Here is a 19,028-nt window from a genome sequence, read left to right as displayed (position 1 = left end):
GCCGTCACCACCTCACCGGTGGTGGCGGCCGCACCCGCACCCGTTTCCGCCCGCACGCCCCCACCCCCACGAGGAACCCCCGCCATGCGCACCCGAACGCTCCTCGCCGCCCCCGCGCTCGCCGTGACCGCCCTCGGCCTCGCCGCCCTCCCCGCCTCCGCCCACGGCGACACCGTCCACCTGGAGATCCCCGGCCAGCAGAACGGCCACGTGACCACCGTCGCCACCTTCGAGAACGACCGCGACCCGGTCGTCGACGAGTTCGCCGGCACGCTCGCCGCGACCTCCGGCGACGGCCGCTCGGCCGGCCCCTGGGTGCTCGTCCCCGTCCCGGGCCGCCCCGGGACGTACACCACGCGCGAGACGCTGCCCGCCGGGCACTGGAAGGTCACCGTCGACTGCGCCTTCCCGTCGCTCGGGCACGGCGAGCGCGAACTCGACGTCGAAGCGGCCGCGATCACCGACCCGGCCCCGGCGATGACCGGCCCCGCCCCGGCCGGGCCGTCCCTCCCGCCGTCCGTCGCACCGGTCGTCCCGCCGTCCGTCTCACCGGTCGTCAGCAGCGCCGGCCCCACGTCCGCCGCCGCCCCCGAGGCCGCCAACGCCGCCGCGCCGCCGGCCCACGAGACCACGTCGGACACGACCACCTGGGCCGCCATCGCCACCGCCACCGCGGCCGTCGTCCTCGTCGCCGTCGGCTACTGGCTCCGCGCCCGCGCCGCCCGCCGCTGACCCTTGCCGCCACGGTACGTGGTGGAACCGTCCGCTCCGCGCCGCCGTCCCTGGTCTCAGGACCGGCCGCCACCCGGCGGCCGGACGGACGAAAGCGAGCGCGGCCTATGAAGAAGGTCCTCATCACCGGCGGGGCGGGTTACATCGGCAGCACGGTCGCGTCCACGCTGCTCGACCGGGGAGTGACGCCGGTCGTGCTGGACGACCTCTCCAGGGGCCGGGCCGAATTCGTCGAGGACAGGATCTTCTACCAGGGCGACATCGCCGACTCCGAGCTCCTCGACCGGGTCTTCGCCGAACACCCCGACATCGACGCCACCCTGCACTGCGCGGCCCGGATCGTCGTCCCGGAATCGGTGGCCAAGCCGCTCTACTACTACCGCGAGAACGTCGCCAAGACCGTCGAACTCCTCGACTCCCTCCAGCGCCACCACTGCACCCGCGTCGTCTTCAGCAGCTCGGCCTCCATCTACGCGCCCACCCCGGACGGCCGCGTCGACGAGACCTGCGCCGTCGACGCCCAGAGCCCGTACGCGCGCACCAAGCAGATGATGGAGCGCATCCTCCAGGACTGGACCCGCGGCGAGGACGCCGAGGACCAGCGCGTCATCACCCTGCGGTACTTCAACCCGATCGGCGCCGACCCGCAGCTGCGCACCGGCCTCCAGGACCTCCACCCCTCGCACGCCCTCGGCAAGCTGATCGAGGCCCACGGCGCCGGCACCCCGTTCACCGTCACCGGCACCGACTGGGCGACCCGCGACGGCTCCGGCATCCGCGACTACATCCACGTCCAGGACGTCGCCGACGCCCACGTGGCGGCCCTCCTGCGCTTCGACGAGGTGATCGCCCCGGGCGCCGCCGAGCGCTACCGCGTCGTCAACGTCGGCACCGGCGAGGGCACCACCGTCCGCGAACTGGTCGCCGCCTTCGAGACCGCCGTCGGCGCCCGCCTCGACGTCCGCGAGGCCGGCCCCCGCCCCGGCGACGTCATCGGCTGCTACGCCGCCATCGACACGGCCGCATCCCTCCTCGGCTGGACCCCGCGCCGCACCATCACCGAAGCCGTCACCGACGCCCTGGCCTGGCGCTCCAAGTGGACCACCCGGCTGAGCACCACGACCCCCTGACGGCCGGGACCTGACGGCCCGGGTCCGGCCGCCCGGGCCCGCCGGGTCACTTCACCGCGTCCGCGGACTTCTGCCAGTTGTCGTGGAGGCGGTCGAGGTAGGACTGCGCCTGCGAGCCCGGTTTGGCGCCGCGGGCGAAGGCGAGCATGTTGGAGGAGCCGGTGTTGTAGCCGAGGGCGAGGAGTTCGTCGCGGGTGTAGGGGCCGGCGGGTTTGGCGGGGAGCTGGTCGGCGAGGTCGCGCAGGTGCCAGGACTCGGCCTGGACGGCCAGGTTGCGGTCGTCGGGGAGCTCCTCCCAGCGGCGGGAGGCGAAGTCGCGGCCCTTCTTGGTGTCGTCGAACGCGGCGCGGTGCATGTTGGCGATGCCGAAGGAGGCGTCGGGCTTGCTGCGCTGCCAGGCGCGTTCGAGGTCGGGGTCGTGCGGCTTGTAGGACTCGTTGTAGAGGATCGCCATCACGAGCTGCGGGTTCACGCCCGCCTGGGCCGCGTACTCGCGGACGGGCTTCGCGTAGTCGGCGGGGTCGTAGTCCCGCAAGGAGGACGGCGCGGGGGGCGAGGAAGGGGCGGACGACGAGGACTCGGCGGACGAGGAGGAGACCGAGGGGGCGGAGGGTGAGGCGGACGGTGCACCGGGGTGGTCGCCGCCGCGGATCATGCCCCAGCCGACGGCGACCACGAGTCCGACGGCGATCCAGCGTCCCCAGCGCGGTCCGCCCTGTTCTTCGCTCACCGTTGCCGGCCCCTCCCCGTCCGTCCGGAATTCCGTTCGATGTCCGTACTGGTGGACGTGCGTCCGGCAGGTGCTACTCGCCCGGCTTCCGCTCGCCGTCGAGGTTGCGGAGGAAGTCCTTGGCCTTCTCGACGCCGGTGTCGATGTGGCCGCTGTACTTGCCGTCCGTCCGGTCGTCGATGGCGTCGCCGACCTTGTCCAGACCCTGCCCGATCACGTCGCTGTGCTCGCGGGCGAGGTCGGTGGCCTTGTCCGCGAGGTTCTTCAGACTCTCAAACATGGTGACGCTCTGCTCCTCTGATGCGTTCCTGTTGATGTGCCGACGTGGCGGGGGGCATGATCGTTCGGATCATGACCATCCTAGCGACGGCCACCCGGTGGTCCGCCGGTGCGGAGCACGGCGGGTGACTTTGCTGAAATGGGTTTGTATGCTCCAGTCCCGCTTCTACAGCGCTGTAGAAGCGGGAACCGCTGCCTGGACGCTCCGCGTCCCGGCACGCAGAGCGGCGCGCTCGCGCCGCGGCAGCCGAAACGATCGAGGGAAGTGCGCATGGCCGGGCAGCGGGCGAGAACGCCGTACCAGGAGGCCGGGCCGCGCCCCGACGACGCCGCAGTCCCCGCGCAGCGGTCGCGTTCGGCGGGCGCCGGCGAGCCGGCCCCGGCGGCCGGCTCGCGGGGCCAGCGCGCGAACGCCGCCGCGCGGCGCAAGCAGCAGGCGCAGAAGCGCGGGAGCCTCGTGGCGGTCGTACTGGCGATCGGCCTGCCGCTGGCGGGCGCCGTGGCGGACGAGCTGGGCGGCCCGGGCGTCGGCGTCCTCTTCGCCGTCGCCGCCGTCCTCGGCACCGGGCTCGCCGCGCTGCTGTGCAGCCCGGCGGGCCGCTGGTGGGTGGTGACCGGCGCGCCGCTCGTGGTGCTGGTCACGGCCTCCGCCACGGAGTACGTGTTCAACGGTGACCAGTACCAGAACACCAAGCAGCTCGGCACGGGCGCGCTGCGCTGGGTCGTCGGGGCGTTCCCGGTGATGGCGGCGGCGGTGGTGGCGGCGCTCGTGGTGATCGTGGCCAAGGCCGTCGTCGACCGGCGGCGGCCGGAGGGCCGGCAGCCGGAGGCCAGGGCCGGTGGCGGCGGGACATCCGACGGCAACCGGAGGAGTCGACGTGGCTGACCGCAGGACCCCGCGCGGGCGGGCCGCGCGCAGCGGACCGGCGCCGCTGGCGGTCGCGGCCCGCACCATCGCCTGCGCCGTCTCGGTGGCCGTGCTCGGGGCGAGCGGCTTCACGTGGTACGAGTACCGCAGCCTCGACGACGGCATGACCAAGTCCGGCGCGCTCGGCGAGGCCAAGAAGAACGCCCCGCCGCACCTCGACAAGTCGGTGAACCTGCTGCTGATCGGCCTCGACAGCCGCAAGGACATGGACGGCAACGACCTGCCGAAGCAGTTCGTCGAGGACGAGCTGCACGCCGGGTCGAGCGAGATCGGCGGGTACAACACCAACGCGCTGATCGTCCTGCACATCCCGGCCAACGGCGGCAAGGTCACCGCGCTGTCCGTCCCGCGCGACGACTACGTGCAGACGGTCGGCGCGGACGGCAAGATGCACAAGATCAAGGAGGCGTACGGGATCGCCAAGGAGGCCGCCGAGGCGAAGCTCGCCAACAAGGGGCTCTCCAAGGCGGAGCTGGAGCGGCAGAGCCGCGAGGCGGGGCGCTCGGCCACCATCCAGACGGTGCAGAGCTTCCTGGACGTCCCGATCGACCACTTCGCCGAGGTCAACCTGATCGGCTTCTACGACATCGCCAAGGCGGTCGAGCCGATCCAGGTCTGCCTCAACCACCCGGTCGACGACCCGATCATCGCCCGCACCGCGAGCCACGAGGGCGGCGGCACCGGGCTCAAGCTGCCCGCCGGCATCAGCTCGCTGGACGCCGCCCAGGCGCTCTCCTTCGTCCGCCAGCGCCACCACCTCACCAACGGCGACCTCGACCGCACCCACCGCCAGCAGGCGTTCATCTCCTCGGTCGAGTACAAGCTCAAGCAGCAGGGCATCCTCAACGACTTCGGCCAGATGCAGAAGCTGTTCGGGGTGGTGAAGAAGGACGTCGTCATCGACAACGAGTGGAACATCCTCGACTTCGCCCAGCAGGCGCCCAACCTCACCGGCGGCAACGTCGAGTTCAACACCCTGCCGATCACCGGGTTCAAGACGGTCGGCGGCCAGGAGGTCAACACCGTCAACCCGGACCTGATCAAGAAGATCACCCGGCAGCTCTTCAGCCGCGACCCGGCGCCCGTCCAGGCCGCGCCCGATCCCGGGGACGCCGCCGCCGCGAGCGCCGCGCCGACGACGGCCGCGGCGACGCCCGCCAAGGACAAGGCGACCGTGGACGTGCTCGCGGTGACGGCCGCCGGGCCCGGCGCGGCGGCCAACGAGTCCAAGGCGCTCACCGAACTCGGCTACCCGGCGGGCAAGGTGGGCGACGCGGCGGTCAAGACGAAGACCACCACGGTCACCTACGGCACCGGCGCCAAGGCCGACGCCCAGGCGATCGCGGCCCGCTACGGCGTCACCGCGACGGCGGCCTCGGGCGTGCCCGCGGGGCACGTCGTGGTCACGCTGGGCAGCGCCCGTGCCGCCACGCCGAGCGCCGCGCCGTCCGCCGCTCCCTCCGGCGATCAGGGCGACCCGGCGGCCGGCCTCCCGATGCAGGGACCGGCGGTCAAGGCGGGCGGGATCCCCTGCGTCGACTGAGGGCCCACGGGTCATGAGTGCCCACGGGTCATGAGTGCCCACGGGTTCCGAAGGCCGGCGGGTTCGCGGGGCGGTGGCCGGATTCCATGACCGCCGTCCCGCGGCCTGCCCCGGAACGCCCGCCCGGGTTCGATGGCAACCGATACCCTGAGTGACCGGAACGACCGAGGAGGGAGAGGCGGCGGACGTGCCGAAGCGCACCACGCACGAGGAGTCGGTCTGCCCGGTCGCCCGCCCGCTCGACGTCGTCGGCGACGGCTGGACGCTGCTGATCGTCCGCGACGCCTTCGACGGGCTGGGGCGCTTCGGGCAGTTCCAGAAGAACCTCGGCCTCGCGAAGAACGTCCTGTCGGCGCGCCTCGCCAACCTCGTCGCGAACGGCGTCTTCGAGCTCGCGCCCGCCGTCGGCGGCGGCCCGTACCAGGAGTACCTGCTCACCGAGAAGGGCCGCGCGCTGTTCCCGGTGGTCACGGCGCTGCGGCAGTGGGGCGACCAGTGGTTCTTCGGGGCCGACGAGCCCCGCGCGCGCCTGGTCGAGCGGGCGTCCGGCGCGCCGGTCGCGCCGGTGGAGGTGCGGGCGGCGGACGGGCGGGTGCTCGGGCCGGACGACACCCGGGTGCTGCTGCCCTGACGCGTGCCGCTGCCACCGGCGGGCCGAACGGCCGGTGGCAGCAGGGGAGTCACGCGATCAGGGGGTCGGGGCCGAGGTCGTTGCGCAGGCCGGCAGCGTGGCCGGGGCGGTGGTCGCGCACGTCGCCGTCGGCGTGTGGACCGTCGGTGTGTGCGTGGGAGTCGTCGACGTCGTGGTGCCGGCGGATGTCGTGCCCGCGGACGTCGTCTTGAGGGACGCGGTCGCCGTGGGCGGGCACGTCGGCAGCGTGCCGGGTGTGCCGGCCGGCCGGCACGTGGCCGTCGACGTCGGCGTGCCGGGGGAGGTGGTGGTCGCCGTCGCCTTCGTTTCGGACGGGCTGCCCGAGGAGGACGACGGCCCGCCCGACGAGGTGGTCGAGCCGGAGGTCGTGGACCCGGAGGTCGTGGAGCCCGACGTGGTCGAGCCGGAGGTCGTGGACCCGGAGGTCGTGGAGCCCGACGTGGTCGAGCCGGACGTCGTGGAGCCGGACGTCGTGGACCCGGAGGTGGTCGAGCCGGACGTCGTGGAGCCGGACGTCGTCGAACCCGAGGTCGTGGACCCGGAGGTGGTGGAGCCGGACGTCGTCGAACCCGATGTCGCGGTCCCCGAGGCCGATGTCGAGGCCGTCCCCGACGGCGTGCCCGGCTTCCACGGAGTGGGCGGCGGGATCCACGGCACGAGCGGTTCCTTCGGCGGCCCCACGGGCCGGTCGATCACTTCGAGCCGTCCGGTCACACGGGAGAACCAGCCGCCCGTCTGGATGTTGACCAGGATGATCTCGGTCACCGGCTGCGGCGCCGGCACGACGATGATCAGCGTGGTCGGCTCGAAGCCCTGCCAGGGCCTGCCGATGTACTTGGCGTTGGCCACCAGCACCGGCGCCTTCAGCGGGTTGCCGCACGAGCAGCGCACCCGGGGCACGCCCTGCGCGTCCACCAGGACGGCGGTGCCGGCCTGGAGCGCGGACTGGTACTCCGTCACCACGCCGCTCTTGTAGTTGTGGTTGGTCACGCGGGTGTCCACGCGGAGGTACGCCGAGGTGAGCGAGCGCAGGTAGGACGGGATCGCGCCCTGGTCGATGCCCGCGGCCGACGCCCAGGCCCGGCCGACGTCGCCGGTCGAGACCATCGCGATCAGCCGCTCGGTGTCGCAGCTCGGCTTGGACATCGTCCCGCCGTAGACCCCGCTCGACGTCCCCTGCACGCTGTGGAGGGCGGCCGGCGAGGCGCTGTGGCCGGGCTGCTGCGCGGGGGAGGTCACCGGGGCGGGGGCCGGGGCGCTCACCGGGGTGGTTTCGACCGATTGGGTGAACGGGTCGGGGCCCGAGTCGGCCGGCGCCTGCAGCGCGACCTCGTTGGCGGTCGGCACCATCTCGTTCTTGCTGCCGCCGCTCTGGTTGTTCACGACCAGCACGGTGGCCACCACGGCCGCCGCCAGCACCCCCGCGCCCACCGCGATGCCGCGTCCGGAGCGCCACCACGGACGGCGAGGCCCGCGCCCTGGGCCGCCGGTGGGCGGTCCGGACTGTCCCGGCGGCCCGGAGGGCGGTGGCGGGACGGAGGGCGGGCCGGCCGCGCCGCCGCCCGAGAGCGGGCCGGACGGGGGGCCGACGGGCGGGCCGGAGGGAGGGGGTTGGGAACTCATGGCGGCTCCGTTTCGTAGGCGGCCGGCGCAGAGGGCCGGCGGGGAACGCTTCTGCCGCTGGGTTCCATTTCTCCCCCCGTGCCCCGGATGTCGCAACAGCGGGCACGCGCACCGTCGCCGCGCGTGCCGACGCCGCTTCGGCCAGGCTGGAAGCCGTCCGGCAGAGCCGGGACTGTCCGGCGCACCGGAAGTCGTCCGGCACACCCGGACCGTCCGACAGGCCGGAAGCCGTCCGGCACACCGGAAGCCGTCCGGCACCCGCAGGAACAGCAGGAGGCGACATGCAGCAGGCCGCGACCGCCCCCGCCGGAGCGCCCGGCGCCGTGCGCGGGTGGCTGGACGCGCTCGCCGTCGTCGTGGCCGGGCTCGCCGCGATGGCGGCGGTGGCCGCGCTCGGCCTCTGGCTGGCCGGCGCGAGCGACCTCCCGGACGGCGGGTTCCCGTCGGTGCTCGCCGCCACGGTGGCGCTGGCCGTCGGCGGGTCCGTCCAACTGGACGGCGGGGCCGGTCAGTTCGCCGCCGTGGACGCCGGGATCAGCGCGATGCCGCTGTCCGTCGGGCTGGCCGGCGCGGTGGTGATGGCCGAGGTGTTCCTGCGTCAACTGCGCTTCCGCGCGGTGACCGGCGGCACCGAGTTGCTCGGCCGGATCGTGCGGACGGTGGTGCTCTGGCTGCTCGCCCTGGTCCTGCTCACCCTCGGCGCCTCGCACACCTTCACCGTCCCGCTCGGCGGCGGCATCGAGCAGGCCATCGGCAACGCGCTCGGCCTGACCCCCGAGGTGGGCTTCCACGCGGACGGGCCGACCACCGTCGGGATCGGGCTGGCGTGGCTGCTCGTGGTGCTCGCGGGCACGTTCGCGGTGTCCCGGCGGGCGCCGCTGCCGCGCGCGCTGCTGCCCTACCAACAGGCCGTGCGCCCGGCCGCGTTCGCGCTCTGGACGGTGCTGCTCGGGTACGTCGCGATCGGCGTGGTGGCGGGCGTGGTGACGGCGCTCGCGCACGGCAACGGGCGGCAGACGATGGCCGTCGTGCTGCTCGCCCTGCCGAACCTCGGGTGGCTGGCGTTCGGCGTCGGGCTCGGCGCCGAGTGGCACGGCCGGCTCTCCGGGGCCCTCGGCCTGCCGGTGCCCAAGCCGCTCGCCGACGTGCTGCGCGCACCGGAGGGCCACGAGGCGACGGTGAGCCTCGGCACCCTCGCCGACCAGGACGCGCGCAGCTGGTGGCTGCTGCCGATCGCCGCCGTCCTGCTGCTCGCGGCCGGCTTCCTCGCGGCCTACCGCTCGCCGAGGACCGTCCCGCTGTGGCAGCACGCCGTCCGGCTGGCGCTGGCCACGGCCGTGGCGGTCGCCCTGATCGGGGCGTGGACCCGGGTGGACGCCGACTACGGGCTGTCCGTGCTCGGCGTCGGCGTGGGCGACAGCGGGCTCGGCGGCCTCCTGGGCTCCGTCCTCGGCAGTGCGGGCGGCCCCCTGGCCGGGCTCGGCAACGGCAGCCTCACGCTCCACCCGTACCTGTGGACGGCCGTGCCCCTGGCGGCCGGCTGGGGACTGCTGGCCGGTGCTTTCGGCGCGCTGCTCGCGGCGCGCGTCGGACGCCGGGGCGAGGTGCCGGAAGAGGGCTGAAGCGTGTGACCGGTCGGGGCCTCAGATCGGGGCCTCAGAACGCCTCGGCCAGCAGGACCACCACCGGCGGCAGCGCCTGGGCGAGGGCGCCGCGCCAGACCTTGGGTTCCGAGACGAACAGGATGACCCCGCCGGCGATCATGAAGGTGCTGACGTAGGTGATCATCGCCCGACCGGCGGTGTCGTGCCGGGTGTGCAGCAGGACCAGCCCCACGACCAGGCCCAGCGCGAGGAACAGGTTGTAGAAGCCGACGTTGAAGCGCCACACCCGCACCTCCGGGGCGTCCGCCGTGCTGCCGGTGAGCAGGAAGCGCACGCGCGGGTGCCCGTACAGGAAGCTCTCCAGCGGCCACGCGATGATGTGGACGGCGGCGGCGAGCATGGCGAAGACCTGGCTGACGGCGTTCATGGGGCGTACCGCTCCTCTCCGCCGCGCGGCGGCGGGTGGACGACCGGCGCGGCCCACGCGGGCGGCTCGGGCACGGAGGAGACCGCGGCGACCGCCGGGACCACCCGGGTCGGCGGTCCGCCGCCCGTCCAGGCGGCGGGCGCGGCGACGGAGGCCACCGCCGCGCGCAGCTCGGCGACGAACTGCAGGCAGGTCGCGTACCGGTCCTCGGGCGCCTTGGCGAGCGCCCGGGCGACCACGGCGTCGACGGCCTCGGGCAGGTCGGGGCGGTGCTCGCGCACGCGGGGCGGCGGGTCGTTGAGGTGCGCCCAGAGCAGCGCGAGGTCGCTCTCGCGGCGGAACGGCGGCGCGCCGGCCAGCATCTCGAACACCACGCAGCCGAGGCCGTACTGGTCGCAGCGCCCGTCCAGCGGGCGGCCGGAGATCTGCTCGGGCGCCGCGTAGTCGAGCGTCCCGACGATCTGGCCGACGCTGGTCAGCCCGCTGAGCGACAGGGACTTCTTGGTGAGCCCGAAGTCGGCGAGGTACAGGTGCTCGGGGTGCTCGCTGTCGGTGCCGGCGGCGACCAGCACGTTGCCGGGCTTGACGTCACGGTGGACCAGGTCGTGGTCGTGCGCGGCGTCCAGGGCGGAGGCGATCTGCAGGGCCAGCCGGGCGGCCCGGTCGACCGGGAAGGGCCCGCTGCGGCCCATCAGGGCGCGCAGGTCGCCGCCGTCGACGTAGCGCATCGCGATGAACAGGATGCCCTCGTGCTCCCCGGCCTCGAAGATCGGCACGATGTGCGGGTGGTCGATCGCGGCGGCGGCCTCGGACTCGTGCATGAACCGCTGCCGGAACACCTCGTTGCGGGCCAGTTCGGGGGCCAGGAGCTTGACGGCGACGGTCCGGCCGAGCCGCAGGTCCTTCGCGCGGTAGACGACGGCCATGCCGCCGCGCCCGACCTCGCCCTCCAGGCGGTAGCCGGCGACCTCGCGCCCGACCATCCCGGCGGGCAGGCCGGCGGCCTCGGCGGGTCCCATCGGGCTCTCGGGCGGCGGGCCGGTGCCCGGTCCGGACGGGATCACGGTTCGGCCGCCCGGGTGCGGGCGTAGTCGTCGGGCTCCGCGGGGGCGGGGGAGGCGGGTTCTGCGGGGGCGGGGGAGGCGGGCTCCGGCTCGACCCGGTCGGTGGCCGCGTACGTCTGGAGCTGGAGCCCGTCGCAGTAGCACCAGCGGTCGTGCACCGGGTCGAACACCCACAGCGCCTCGCCGTCGACGACCAGGCCGACGCGCAGGCCGCGCGTCTGCTCCCGGAAGGACTCCAGGTCCAGGGCGCCGGCCGCCAGCCGCTCCAGCAGCGCCCGGTGGCGCTCCAGGGCGGCCGCCGCGTCGGCGAGGGCCGGGCGCGGGTCGGCGGTGCGGGCGGGCGGACCGCCGGCGACCGGCGGGGCGTCCGGGAGGGTGATCAGCAGGCGGGCGTCGACCCAGGCGGTCCAGCCGTTGGAGCACAGCACGCGGGCCCAGTCGCCCTGCCGGGCGACGAGCCGCACGGGGAGCAGCTCGTCCAGCCGGGCCGACGGCCGGGCCGGGTCGGGGGCCGCCCAGGTGGCCATCCCGCCGGGCGGGGCGATGTGGGTGGGGCGGAACGCGAACTCGTCCATGCGCGGCACATTTCCTCCGCCGCGCGGGCCGGCGCCCGGGGATCGGGCCCCGGGGCGGGGGCTGCGTGCGGCACTCGCACCACAGGTCGGTTCCCACTCTACCGGCGGCGGGCCGGGGCTTCCCGGCGCGGCGGCGCCGGCTACTTCCGCATGACGGCGGGCTCGTGGCGGCGCAGCAGGGCCAGGACGAGCAGGCCGTACGCCACCGAGAGCGCGGCCAGCGCGGCCATGCCGAGGAGCCAGCCGCGGCGCTCGTGGCGGAAGAGCGGGTCGGCGGTGAGGACGGTCGGGAAGGACAGGTTGCGCAGGTCGACGGTGCGGGCCATGGCGGACAGGCCCCACCGGGACGGCACGAGCCAGGACGCCTGTTCCAGGCCGGGCACGCCGTGCAGCTTGAGCATCAGGCCGGTGAAGACGATCTGGACCACCGAGACGAGCACGAGCAGCGGCATGGTGGCCTCCTCCTGGGCCACCAGCGCCGAGACCAGCAGCCCGAGCATCATCGCGGAGAACGCGAGCACGGCCACCGCGACGATCAGTTCGGGCAGTTGCGGCATCACGACGCCGGTGGTCACCGCGGGCGGTGCGCCCGGCGGCAGCTTGGGCTCGATCCTCACCCCGGCGATGCCGACCACGGTCAGCAGCGCGGCCTGACCGACCGTGACCGCGCCGAGGACCACGACCTTCGAGACAACGTACGCCGACCGGGACAGTCCGACCACGCGTTCCCTCCGGTAGATCGCGCGCTCCTTGACCAGCTCGCGCACCGAGTTCGCGGACCCGGTCAGCAGGGCGCCGAGGCAGAGCGTGATCAGGCAGTTGATCGCGTTCTCCTGGGAGATCCGGGTGCCCGCGATCGCCCGGCACATGCCGCCGATGACGAAGGGCAGCACGACCATGATGGTGAGGAAGAGCCGGTCGGCGGCGAGCACCGCCGTGTAGCGGCGCACGAGGGTGCCGAGCTGGGCGAACCAGCCCTGGGGTTTCTCCCGGCCGATGGCGGGAGAGCCCGGGCCGGCGGGTCCCCTGGGGACGGCCGCGGCGGCCTCGGCGGCGATGTACCGGTGGTACTGCGGCGAGGCGCGGAAGCGCTGCTGCCAGACGCCCCGGTCGTCGCTCTCGAACGCCTCGAACGCCTCCGGCCACTCGTCGAAGCCGAAGAACGCCAGCGCCTCCTGCGGCGGCCCGTAGTAGGCCGTCCGGCCGCCGGGGGCGAGCACCAGCAGGCGGTCGCACACGCTCAGGCTCAGCACGCTGTGCGTCACCACGACCACCGTGCGGCCGTCGTCGGCCAGCCCGCGCAGCATGTGCATCACCGAGCGTTCCATCCCCGGGTCCAGGCCGGAGGTCGGCTCGTCGAGGAAGAGCAGTGAGGGCTTGGTCAGCAGCTCCAGGGCCACGCTGACCCGCTTGCGCTGGCCGCCGGAGAGGCTCGCGATGACCTGGTCGGCCCGCTCGTCCAGGCCGAGCTCGTGGATCACCTCGGTGACCCGCGCCTCGCGCTCGTGCGGGTCGGTGTCGCCGGGGAAGCGCAGCTCGGCGGCGTAGGACAGGGCGCGGCGCACGGTGAGCTGGGTGTGCAGGATGTCGTCCTGCGGCACGAGGCCGATCCGGCGGCGCAGTTCGGCGTAGTCGCGGTAGAGGTCGCGCCCGTCGTACAGGACGGTGCCCTCGTCGGCGGGGCGCAGCCCGGTGAGGGCGTTGAGCAGCGTGGACTTGCCCGCGCCGCTCGGGCCGGCCACCGCGAGCAGCGCCTTCTCGGGGAGCGGGAAGCCGACGCGGTCGAGCAGCACCCGGTGGTCGGGGCCGACGCGGACGACGAGGTCCTGCACGTCGAGGGAGATCTCGCCGGTGTCGGTGTACTCGACGAGGTGGCCGTCGGACAGGCACAGCGCGGAGTGGCCGATGCCGATGATGTCGGCCGGGCCGACGGGCGCGCGCCGGACCGGGCTGCCGTTGAGGTAGGTGCCGTTGTGGCTGTCGAGGTCGACGATCTCGTGTCCGCCGCTGGGCAGTTCGCGCAGTTCGGCGTGGTGGCGGGAGACCACGAGGTCGTCCAGGACGAGGTCGTTGTCCGGCGAGCGGCCGATCCGCACGGCCCGGGCGGGCAGCGGCAGCACGGCGCTGGGGCTGCGGAAGGTGCCGGAGGACTGCGGGGCGACCAGGGACGGGCGTTCGCCGGGCGCGGGCCGGGGGAGGCCGGCGAAGGTCGCGGACGGGCCGTCGGAGGGGTTGCCGAAGCGCACCCGGGTGCCGGGACCGACGTCCTCGGCGCTGATCCGGCGCCCGTCGTCGTAGGTGCCGTTGGTGCTGCCGACGTCCTCCAGCTCCCAGTGGTCGCCGATGGCGTGCAGGACGGCGTGGTGCCACGAGACGCGGGGGTCGTCCAGGACGATCTCGCTCGTCGGGTCGCGGCCGACGTGGTAGGACCGGCCCGGATCGATCAGCTGCGAGTCGGTGTCGGTGACCACCATCAGGGGCGGTGCCACGGGTGCGGCCAGGCGCTCTCCCATGGTCGGCATTGTATCGCCGGGGGTGTCGGGGGGCGCGTTCTCGCCCGGTGATTGGACTGGACCACTGGATCCGCGCGCCACTATCGTTCGGCGTGCCCGCACGCCATCCGCCGACCACCCGGGGACGGAACGCATGAACGCCTGGCCGGAGTTGCGCCGTTCCCGGATCGTGCGAGCGGGCCGCGCGCCCGGCACCGTCCTGCGCTGCGGACTGATGGACACCATGCTGGCCGACCTCGCCGTCTCGGTCGTGCTCTTCTTCGACCGGCCGCTCGACGACGAGCGGCTCGCCGCCGGCCTCGCCCGCGCCCTCGACCGGGTCCCGGTCTTCGCCGGGCGGCTGCGCACCACCGCCGGCGGCGCCCTGGAGGCCGTCTGCGACGACGCCGGCGTGCCCTTCGACGTGCACGCCGTGGACGGCACGCTCGCCGGGGCGATGGGCCGCGTCGCCGCCGCCGGCGCCGAACTGGTCGACCCGGTGGACGCCCCGGCCGCGCGCACCGGCGGCGGGCCGCTGTTCACCGTCCGGGTCACCCGAACCGCGGACGGCGGCACCGTGCTCGGCTGCTCCTGGCACCACGCCGTAGGGGACCTGCAGAGCTTCATGCTGCTGATGCGCGCATGGTCGGCGGCGGTCGAGGGCGAGCCGCTGCCGGAGGCCGAACTCGTCGCCGACCAGGACGCGCTGCTCGACGAGGTGCTCCCCGCCGAGGACTGCGGACGGCCCGGTTTCCGGCTGCCCGACCCGGCCGAGGCCGCGTTCCTGGCCCGCGAGGTGGCGGCCGGGCCGCGCGCCAACCGGACCGTCCAGATCTACTTCGGGGACGCCGAGATCGAGCGGATGCGCGCCGACTTCGGCGCGGCGGCCGGACGGCGGCTCTCCGCCGGGGACGTCCTCTGCGCCCATGTCGTGTGCACCGTCCGGGAGTTGGACGGCGACGAAGCCGAGCGAATGCTCACCGTCCCGGTCAACGCCCGCCGCTGGCTCGGCCTCTCGCCCGCCCACGTCGGCAACCTGCTGAGCGACCTGCACCTCATGCACTCCGCGAAGGACGGGCCCGCGGCGCTCGCCGCCGCCCTGCGCACGGCCGTGGCCGACTTCCCGGCCGAGCACCTCAACCTGCGGGCCAACCTGCGCTTCCTGGCGGCCGTCGGCCGCGACCGGCTGGGCGACTGCGTCCCGGTCGGCTTCGACCCGGCGGCCCGCCGCTTCAGCTTCTCCAACTGGAGCCGCTTCGGCGCGTACGACGTCCGCTTCCAGGGCGAGCGGCCGGTGTACTTCAGCCCGGCCGCCAACTACCCGCTGCCGTGGGTCTGCTGGACGGTCGAGGGCTTCCGCGGCACCGGCCTCCTGGCCACCGTCGTGCTGCCCGCCCGGCTCGCCGCCCGCGTGCGCGGGGCGGAGGGCCGGGCGGCGCTGCACCGCTTCCGCGACCCGGCCGACGAACTGCCCCCGCCGGCCGCGGCCGTGCCCCGAGTGATCTGACGATCCGTCGGAACTTCGTCAGAAAGCCTTCTCGATGGCCGTCCAGAGCTGCGCCCTGGCCCGCAGGGCGAGCCGGACGGTCTCGGCGCACGCCGCCCACTTCGCGTCGTCCTCGCCGCACAGGTCGATCAGCATCTGCATGGCCATCGGGGTGTGCTGCTCGCCGTCCACCTCGATGTGCCGCACGAGGTAGTCCTTGAAGACGGTGAGCGCACCGTCCGGGTCGTCGATCCGCACCACCTGGGCGAACATGTCCGGGATCAGGTCCTCCCGGCCGAAGGCGAAGGCGGCGGCCCGGCAGTGCACGGGCGCGTTCTCGACGATCGACCAGGTGGTGCCGGTGAAGTCGGCGGCGGCCTGCGGCACCCCGGCCGCCTTCAGTGCCTCCGGGACGGCCGTGCCGGCGCCCAGCAGCTCCAGGAAGGCCTCGACCGGGCCGGTGTCGGCGCCCGCCCGGCGCATCCCGTCGACGTACAGCTCGAAGTGGCTGGTGTAGCCCTCGCCGAGCTCGTCGCTCTCCTCGACCAGCACGATCTCGTTGATCAGCCGCCGGCTCGCGGTCGGGCCGGCCGGCACCCACGGGACGTCGACGCAGGTCAGGTCGCGCTGGAGGCTCTTGAGCAGCGACATGAAGTCCCAGACGGCGAAGACGTGGCTCTCCAGGAACGTGCGGACCCTCCCGAGGCCGGTCAGCCCGCCGTAGACGGTGTGGCCGACCACCTCGCGGCGCAGCGGGTCGACGGCCTGCTGGAGGCCGGTCAGGCCGGGGTGCGAACGGTCCCAGTGGTAGCGGTTGGTGGACATGCGGAGTCCTTTCGGGGGAGAGGGGAGGGGCTACTTGAGTACCGCGTACAGCGCGCGGCGCAGCTGGTCGCGGCTCGGCTGGAGGGCGCGGTCGAGGGCGGGGGCGAACGGCAGGACGGCGCCGTCCGGGCGGGTGACCCGGCGCGGCGGGGCGGTGAGGCGCAGCTCCTCGGCGGCGGTGGCGAGCACCTCGGCGCCGAAGCCGCAGCTGCGGTTGGAGTCGTCGAACACGACCAGCCGGCCGGTGCGTTCGAGCGAGTCGGCGAGCGCGGGCCAGTCGAGCGGATGGAGCGTGCGCGGGTCGAGGACCTCGACGGAGATCTCCCCGGCGACCTCCTCGGCCACCGCGAGCGCGTCGTGGACGAGGTGGCCGACGGCGACGACGGTGACGTCGGTGCCGGAGCGGTGGATCCGGGCCCGGCCGAGCGGGACCGGCGCGAGCTCCCACGTCACCGTCTCCCGGACGGGCAGGGCGGCGGCGGGTGCGAACAGGACGACCGGGTCCGGGTCGCGGATGGCCGAGCGCAGCAGCCCGTAGGCGTCGGTCGGGGTGGCGGGCACGACCGTCTTCACCCCGGCGTGCGCGAAGAGGCTGTACGGGTGGTCGGAGTGCTGGCCCGCCCAGCCGTCCCGGGAGCCGGAGCCGGGCACGACGCAGGTCAGCGGCACGCCCGCCTGGCCGCCGGTCATCAGGGAGAACTTGTGTGCCTGGTTGACGAGTTGCTCGAAGACCAGGAACAGCAGCGAGGGGATCTGGAACTCCAGCACGGGCCGCCGCCCTTCGAGCGCGGCGCCGATCGCCATCGCGGTGAACGCCTGCTCGGAGAGCGGGGTGTCGACGATCCGCTCCGGGCCGAAGCGGTCCTGCAGCCCGAGCGTGGGGCCGGCCAGGCCGGCGCCGATGTCCTCGCCGAACACGCAGACCGCAGGGTCCGCGGCGAGCTCGTCGGCGAGCGCCCGGTTGAGCGCCTTGGTGTACGACAGGCGGGTCATGCCACCGCTCCTGCTCTGGGGCGCAGCCCGTCGGCGTACAGGTGGTCGGCGGCGCCGGCCGGGTCGGGGTGTGCGGATGCCAGCGCGAAATCCTCGGCACTGGAGAGGAGTTGTGAGACTTCCGTGTCGATCGTGGCGACCGCGGCGGGGTCGAGCAGGGCGGCGGCCCGGGGCAGCGGGTCGCGGGTGCGCCAGGCGTCGACCTCCTCGGGGGTGCGGTAGCGCGGTTTCATCCGGCGTTCCATGGTGTGGTGGCCCTCGAAGCGGTAGGTGCGGCACTCCAGGAAGGCCGGGCCGCCGCCGCTTCGCGCCCGGTCGACGGCGCGGCGGGCGGCGGCGCGGACGGCCTCGGTGTCCATCCCGTCGACCTCCTCGGCGGGGATGCCGAAGGCGGCCGCCCGGCCGGTCGCGCTGCCCGCGACCGCCGCGGCGGCGGGCAGGGTGGTCGCGTAGCCGTTGTCCTCGCACACGAAGACCACCGGCAGCCGCCACATCGCCGCGAGGTTGAACGACTCCAGCACCACGCCCTGGTTGAGCGCGCCGTCGCCGAAGAACGCGACCGCGACCCGGCCGCCGCCGGCCTGCCGGGCCGCCCACGCGGCGCCGACGGCGATCGGCGCGCCCGCGCCGACGATGCCGTTGGCGCCGAGGATGCCGAGCGACAGGTCGGCGGCGTGCATCGAGCCGCCCCGGCCGCCGTTCAACCCGTCCACCCGGCCCGCGAGTTCGGCGAGCAGTCGGTGCGGCGCGGCGCCCCGGGCGAGCACGTGGCCGTGGCCGCGGTGGGTGCTGGTGAGCCGGTCGGTGGGGCCGAGCGCGGAGCAGACGCCGACCGCGACGGCCTCCTGTCCGATGTACGGGTGGATGCCGCCGGGGATCGCGCCGGCCTTCACGAGGGCGAGCGCGAGTTCCTCGAAGCCGCGGATCAGCCGCAGCATCCGGTACCGCTCGGCGGGCGTGTCGAGCGGCGCCGTCGCGGCGGCCGTGCCCGTCACAGCGCCCCTTGCCAGATCGCCGGGCAGAAGTCCGGGTCGGCGTAGTCGGGCCGGCCGTCGGCGGTGCGGCGGACCAGCACGTCGTGGTTGTAGACCACCGGGCCGCCGTCCGGCCGCTCGTGGTGGCGGTAGGCGTTGGCGCCGTCCTGGAGGTGCAGGGAGACGGCCCGGCGGGGGAAGGACGCCAGGTTGGGGCCGCTGCCGTGGTAGGTGCGGCAGTGGTGGAAGCTCATGTGGCCGCGCGGGATCGGCATCGGGACCTTCCGCACCTGCTGCCCGTTGTGGGCGGCGTTCGCGGCGAGGATGGCCTCCAGCTCGGAGCCGTCGCGGTCGGCGAAGTGCCGGGTGGAGTCCTCGCCGGAGGCGAGCTCCTGCCAGCGGTGACTGCCGTCGATCATGGTGATCGTGCCGTTCTCGTCGCCGCAGTCGTGGAACGGGATGAACGCGGTGAGCATCTCCTCCGAGGTGCAGGTCTGCCAGTAGTGCTTGTCGAAGTGCCACGGCACCCGGTTGGTGGGCTCCTCGGGCACCGGCGGCTTGTAGATCAGGGTGGCCTGGAAGATCCGGATCTCCTCGGCCCCGGCGAGCAGCGCGGCGACGGCGCCGACCAGCGGCTTGCGCAGGACCGCGCCGATCGCGTCGCTCTCGTAGTGGACGTAGTCGTTGTGCCGCTGGACCGGGCCGTCCGCCGGCGTCCAGGAGGCCAACCGGGCCGGACGGACGGGGAGTTCGCGGTCGCGGTGGCCCGCGTAGTAGAGCTCGGTGGCGGCCTGGAGGGAGTCCAGCTCGGCGTCGCTGAACAGCCTGTGGGACAGGTACCAGCCGTACGTCCGGTAGTGGTCGACGTCGTCGGGGGTGGGCAGCAGCGCTCGTTCGGCGTCGGTGAGGTGGAACTCTGCGGTGGTCACTGATGTGCCTTTCGAGGGTGGGCCGGGCGTGCCTTTCGAGGC

At 74.4% G+C, this 19,028-nt stretch carries 18 protein-coding genes; 7 read left to right on the top strand and 11 right to left on the bottom strand.

Going from position 1 to position 19,028, the window contains the following annotated elements:
* The first annotated feature begins 84 nt into the window (after window positions 1-84).
* Window positions 85-732, top strand: a complete 648-nt coding sequence (locus tag ACFXDE_RS18940; RefSeq protein WP_380495630.1) for a hypothetical protein — start codon at window positions 85-87, stop codon at window positions 730-732.
* 107 nt (window positions 733-839) lie between these two features.
* Window positions 840-1,862: a UDP-glucose 4-epimerase GalE gene (gene galE / locus ACFXDE_RS18935; protein WP_380495628.1), complete on the top strand. Its 1,023-nt coding sequence runs from the start codon at window positions 840-842 to the stop codon at window positions 1,860-1,862.
* Window positions 1,863-1,908: 46 nt separating this feature from the next.
* Here galE and ACFXDE_RS18930 read toward each other — a convergent pair whose 3' ends face one another.
* Together ACFXDE_RS18930 and ACFXDE_RS18925 are read right to left on the bottom strand one after the other, a co-directional pair.
* Window positions 1,909-2,517 (bottom strand): lytic transglycosylase domain-containing protein, encoded by a 609-nt coding sequence (locus ACFXDE_RS18930; RefSeq protein ID WP_380495642.1) that lies wholly within the window; start codon window positions 2,515-2,517, stop codon window positions 1,909-1,911.
* Between the two features lie 148 nt (window positions 2,518-2,665).
* On the bottom strand, window positions 2,666-2,872 hold the full coding sequence (locus ACFXDE_RS18925) for an antitoxin (protein ID WP_380495625.1): 207 nt from the start codon (window positions 2,870-2,872) through the stop codon (window positions 2,666-2,668).
* Between the two features lie 270 nt (window positions 2,873-3,142).
* On the opposite strand from ACFXDE_RS18925, the gene ACFXDE_RS18920 reads away from it, so the two are divergent.
* The 3 genes from ACFXDE_RS18920 (at window position 3,143) to ACFXDE_RS18910 (ending at window position 5,973) form a co-directional block, all read left to right on the top strand.
* Window positions 3,143-3,757 (top strand): DUF6542 domain-containing protein, encoded by a 615-nt coding sequence (locus ACFXDE_RS18920; RefSeq protein WP_380495622.1) that lies wholly within the window; start codon window positions 3,143-3,145, stop codon window positions 3,755-3,757.
* Window positions 3,750-5,342, top strand: a complete 1,593-nt coding sequence (locus tag ACFXDE_RS18915) for an LCP family protein (protein ID WP_380439900.1) — start codon at window positions 3,750-3,752, stop codon at window positions 5,340-5,342. The genes ACFXDE_RS18920 and ACFXDE_RS18915 overlap by 8 nt, the downstream gene beginning before the upstream one ends.
* 187 nt (window positions 5,343-5,529) lie before the next feature.
* Window positions 5,530-5,973 (top strand): winged helix-turn-helix transcriptional regulator, encoded by a 444-nt coding sequence (locus ACFXDE_RS18910; protein ID WP_380495640.1) that lies wholly within the window; start codon window positions 5,530-5,532, stop codon window positions 5,971-5,973.
* Between the two features lie 57 nt (window positions 5,974-6,030).
* On the opposite strand, the gene ACFXDE_RS18905 is transcribed toward ACFXDE_RS18910, so the two are convergent.
* Window positions 6,031-7,617 (bottom strand): DUF6777 domain-containing protein, encoded by a 1,587-nt coding sequence (locus ACFXDE_RS18905; protein ID WP_380495619.1) that lies wholly within the window; start codon window positions 7,615-7,617, stop codon window positions 6,031-6,033.
* Window positions 7,618-7,898: 281 nt separating this feature from the next.
* Between ACFXDE_RS18905 and ACFXDE_RS18900 the strand changes: the two genes are divergently transcribed.
* Window positions 7,899-9,239: a streptophobe family protein gene (locus tag ACFXDE_RS18900; RefSeq protein ID WP_380495617.1), complete on the top strand. Its 1,341-nt coding sequence runs from the start codon at window positions 7,899-7,901 to the stop codon at window positions 9,237-9,239.
* Window positions 9,240-9,273: 34 nt separating this feature from the next.
* Here the strand turns inward: ACFXDE_RS18900 and ACFXDE_RS18895 are convergent, their stop codons facing one another.
* The 4 genes from ACFXDE_RS18895 to ACFXDE_RS18880 all read right to left on the bottom strand — a co-directional run bounded on the left by ACFXDE_RS18895 (window position 9,274) and on the right by ACFXDE_RS18880 (window position 13,800).
* The gene (locus ACFXDE_RS18895; protein ID WP_380495615.1) at window positions 9,274-9,648 is read right to left on the bottom strand and encodes a DUF1304 domain-containing protein; all 375 of its coding nucleotides are present in this window, start codon (window positions 9,646-9,648) and stop codon (window positions 9,274-9,276) included.
* A complete protein-coding gene (locus tag ACFXDE_RS18890) occupies window positions 9,645-10,667 on the bottom strand; it encodes a serine/threonine-protein kinase (RefSeq protein WP_380495613.1) in 1,023 nt (340 codons plus the stop codon). Before ACFXDE_RS18890 ends, ACFXDE_RS18895 begins: the two co-directional genes overlap by 4 nt.
* Window positions 10,668-10,708: 41 nt before the next feature.
* Entirely contained in the window at window positions 10,709-11,287 is a 579-nt protein-coding gene (locus ACFXDE_RS18885; protein ID WP_380495611.1) for a hypothetical protein, read from the bottom strand.
* A gap of 140 nt (window positions 11,288-11,427) precedes the next feature.
* Window positions 11,428-13,800: an FHA domain-containing protein gene (locus ACFXDE_RS18880; RefSeq protein ID WP_380495609.1), complete on the bottom strand. Its 2,373-nt coding sequence runs from the start codon at window positions 13,798-13,800 to the stop codon at window positions 11,428-11,430.
* A gap of 133 nt (window positions 13,801-13,933) precedes the next feature.
* On the opposite strand from ACFXDE_RS18880, the gene ACFXDE_RS18875 reads away from it, so the two are divergent.
* Window positions 13,934-15,286, top strand: coding sequence for an acyltransferase (locus ACFXDE_RS18875; RefSeq protein ID WP_380495607.1), 1,353 nt, complete (start codon window positions 13,934-13,936; stop codon window positions 15,284-15,286).
* Between the two features lie 18 nt (window positions 15,287-15,304).
* Here the strand turns inward: ACFXDE_RS18875 and ACFXDE_RS18870 are convergent, their stop codons facing one another.
* From ACFXDE_RS18870 to ACFXDE_RS18855, 4 genes are read right to left on the bottom strand one after another with little or no spacing between them, the layout of a single operon-like run.
* Entirely contained in the window at window positions 15,305-16,090 is a 786-nt protein-coding gene (locus ACFXDE_RS18870) for a DUF3050 domain-containing protein (RefSeq protein WP_380439886.1), read from the bottom strand.
* A gap of 30 nt (window positions 16,091-16,120) precedes the next feature.
* Entirely contained in the window at window positions 16,121-17,083 is a 963-nt protein-coding gene (locus ACFXDE_RS18865) for an alpha-ketoacid dehydrogenase subunit beta (protein ID WP_380495604.1), read from the bottom strand.
* On the bottom strand, window positions 17,080-18,078 hold the full coding sequence (locus tag ACFXDE_RS18860; RefSeq protein ID WP_380495602.1) for a thiamine pyrophosphate-dependent dehydrogenase E1 component subunit alpha: 999 nt from the start codon (window positions 18,076-18,078) through the stop codon (window positions 17,080-17,082). Before ACFXDE_RS18860 ends, ACFXDE_RS18865 begins: the two co-directional genes overlap by 4 nt.
* Complete coding sequence (locus tag ACFXDE_RS18855) at window positions 18,075-18,986, bottom strand: phytanoyl-CoA dioxygenase family protein (protein WP_380495600.1); 912 nt, start codon at window positions 18,984-18,986, stop codon at window positions 18,075-18,077. The genes ACFXDE_RS18860 and ACFXDE_RS18855 overlap by 4 nt, the downstream gene beginning before the upstream one ends.
* Window positions 18,987-19,028: the final 42 nt, after the last annotated feature.

Source organism: Kitasatospora sp. NPDC059408 (assembly GCF_042751525.1).
Taxonomy (GTDB): domain Bacteria; phylum Actinomycetota; class Actinomycetes; order Streptomycetales; family Streptomycetaceae; genus Kitasatospora.
This window is presented reverse-complemented; position numbering and strand designations above follow the sequence as displayed.

Bases quoted from the DNA above. Each gene is read 5' to 3' on its own strand.
- ACFXDE_RS18890 (WP_380495613.1), bottom strand. From the start codon at position 10,667: ATGGGACCCGCCGAGGCCGCCGGCCTGCCCGCCGGGATGGTCGGGCGC.
- ACFXDE_RS18870 (WP_380439886.1), bottom strand. From the start codon at position 16,090: ATGTCCACCAACCGCTACCACTGGGACCGTTCGCACCCCGGCCTGACC.
- ACFXDE_RS18900 (WP_380495617.1), top strand. From the start codon at position 7,899: ATGCAGCAGGCCGCGACCGCCCCCGCCGGAGCGCCCGGCGCCGTGCGC.
- ACFXDE_RS18940 (WP_380495630.1), top strand. From the start codon at position 85: ATGCGCACCCGAACGCTCCTCGCCGCCCCCGCGCTCGCCGTGACCGCC.
- ACFXDE_RS18925 (WP_380495625.1), bottom strand. From the start codon at position 2,872: ATGTTTGAGAGTCTGAAGAACCTCGCGGACAAGGCCACCGACCTCGCC.
- ACFXDE_RS18875 (WP_380495607.1), top strand. From the start codon at position 13,934: ATGAACGCCTGGCCGGAGTTGCGCCGTTCCCGGATCGTGCGAGCGGGC.
- ACFXDE_RS18895 (WP_380495615.1), bottom strand. From the start codon at position 9,648: ATGAACGCCGTCAGCCAGGTCTTCGCCATGCTCGCCGCCGCCGTCCAC.
- galE (WP_380495628.1), top strand. From the start codon at position 840: ATGAAGAAGGTCCTCATCACCGGCGGGGCGGGTTACATCGGCAGCACG.
- ACFXDE_RS18930 (WP_380495642.1), bottom strand. From the start codon at position 2,517: ATGATCCGCGGCGGCGACCACCCCGGTGCACCGTCCGCCTCACCCTCC.
- ACFXDE_RS18865 (WP_380495604.1), bottom strand. From the start codon at position 17,083: ATGACCCGCCTGTCGTACACCAAGGCGCTCAACCGGGCGCTCGCCGAC.
- ACFXDE_RS18905 (WP_380495619.1), bottom strand. From the start codon at position 7,617: ATGAGTTCCCAACCCCCTCCCTCCGGCCCGCCCGTCGGCCCCCCGTCC.
- ACFXDE_RS18880 (WP_380495609.1), bottom strand. From the start codon at position 13,800: ATGGGAGAGCGCCTGGCCGCACCCGTGGCACCGCCCCTGATGGTGGTC.
- ACFXDE_RS18920 (WP_380495622.1), top strand. From the start codon at position 3,143: ATGGCCGGGCAGCGGGCGAGAACGCCGTACCAGGAGGCCGGGCCGCGC.
- ACFXDE_RS18885 (WP_380495611.1), bottom strand. From the start codon at position 11,287: ATGGACGAGTTCGCGTTCCGCCCCACCCACATCGCCCCGCCCGGCGGG.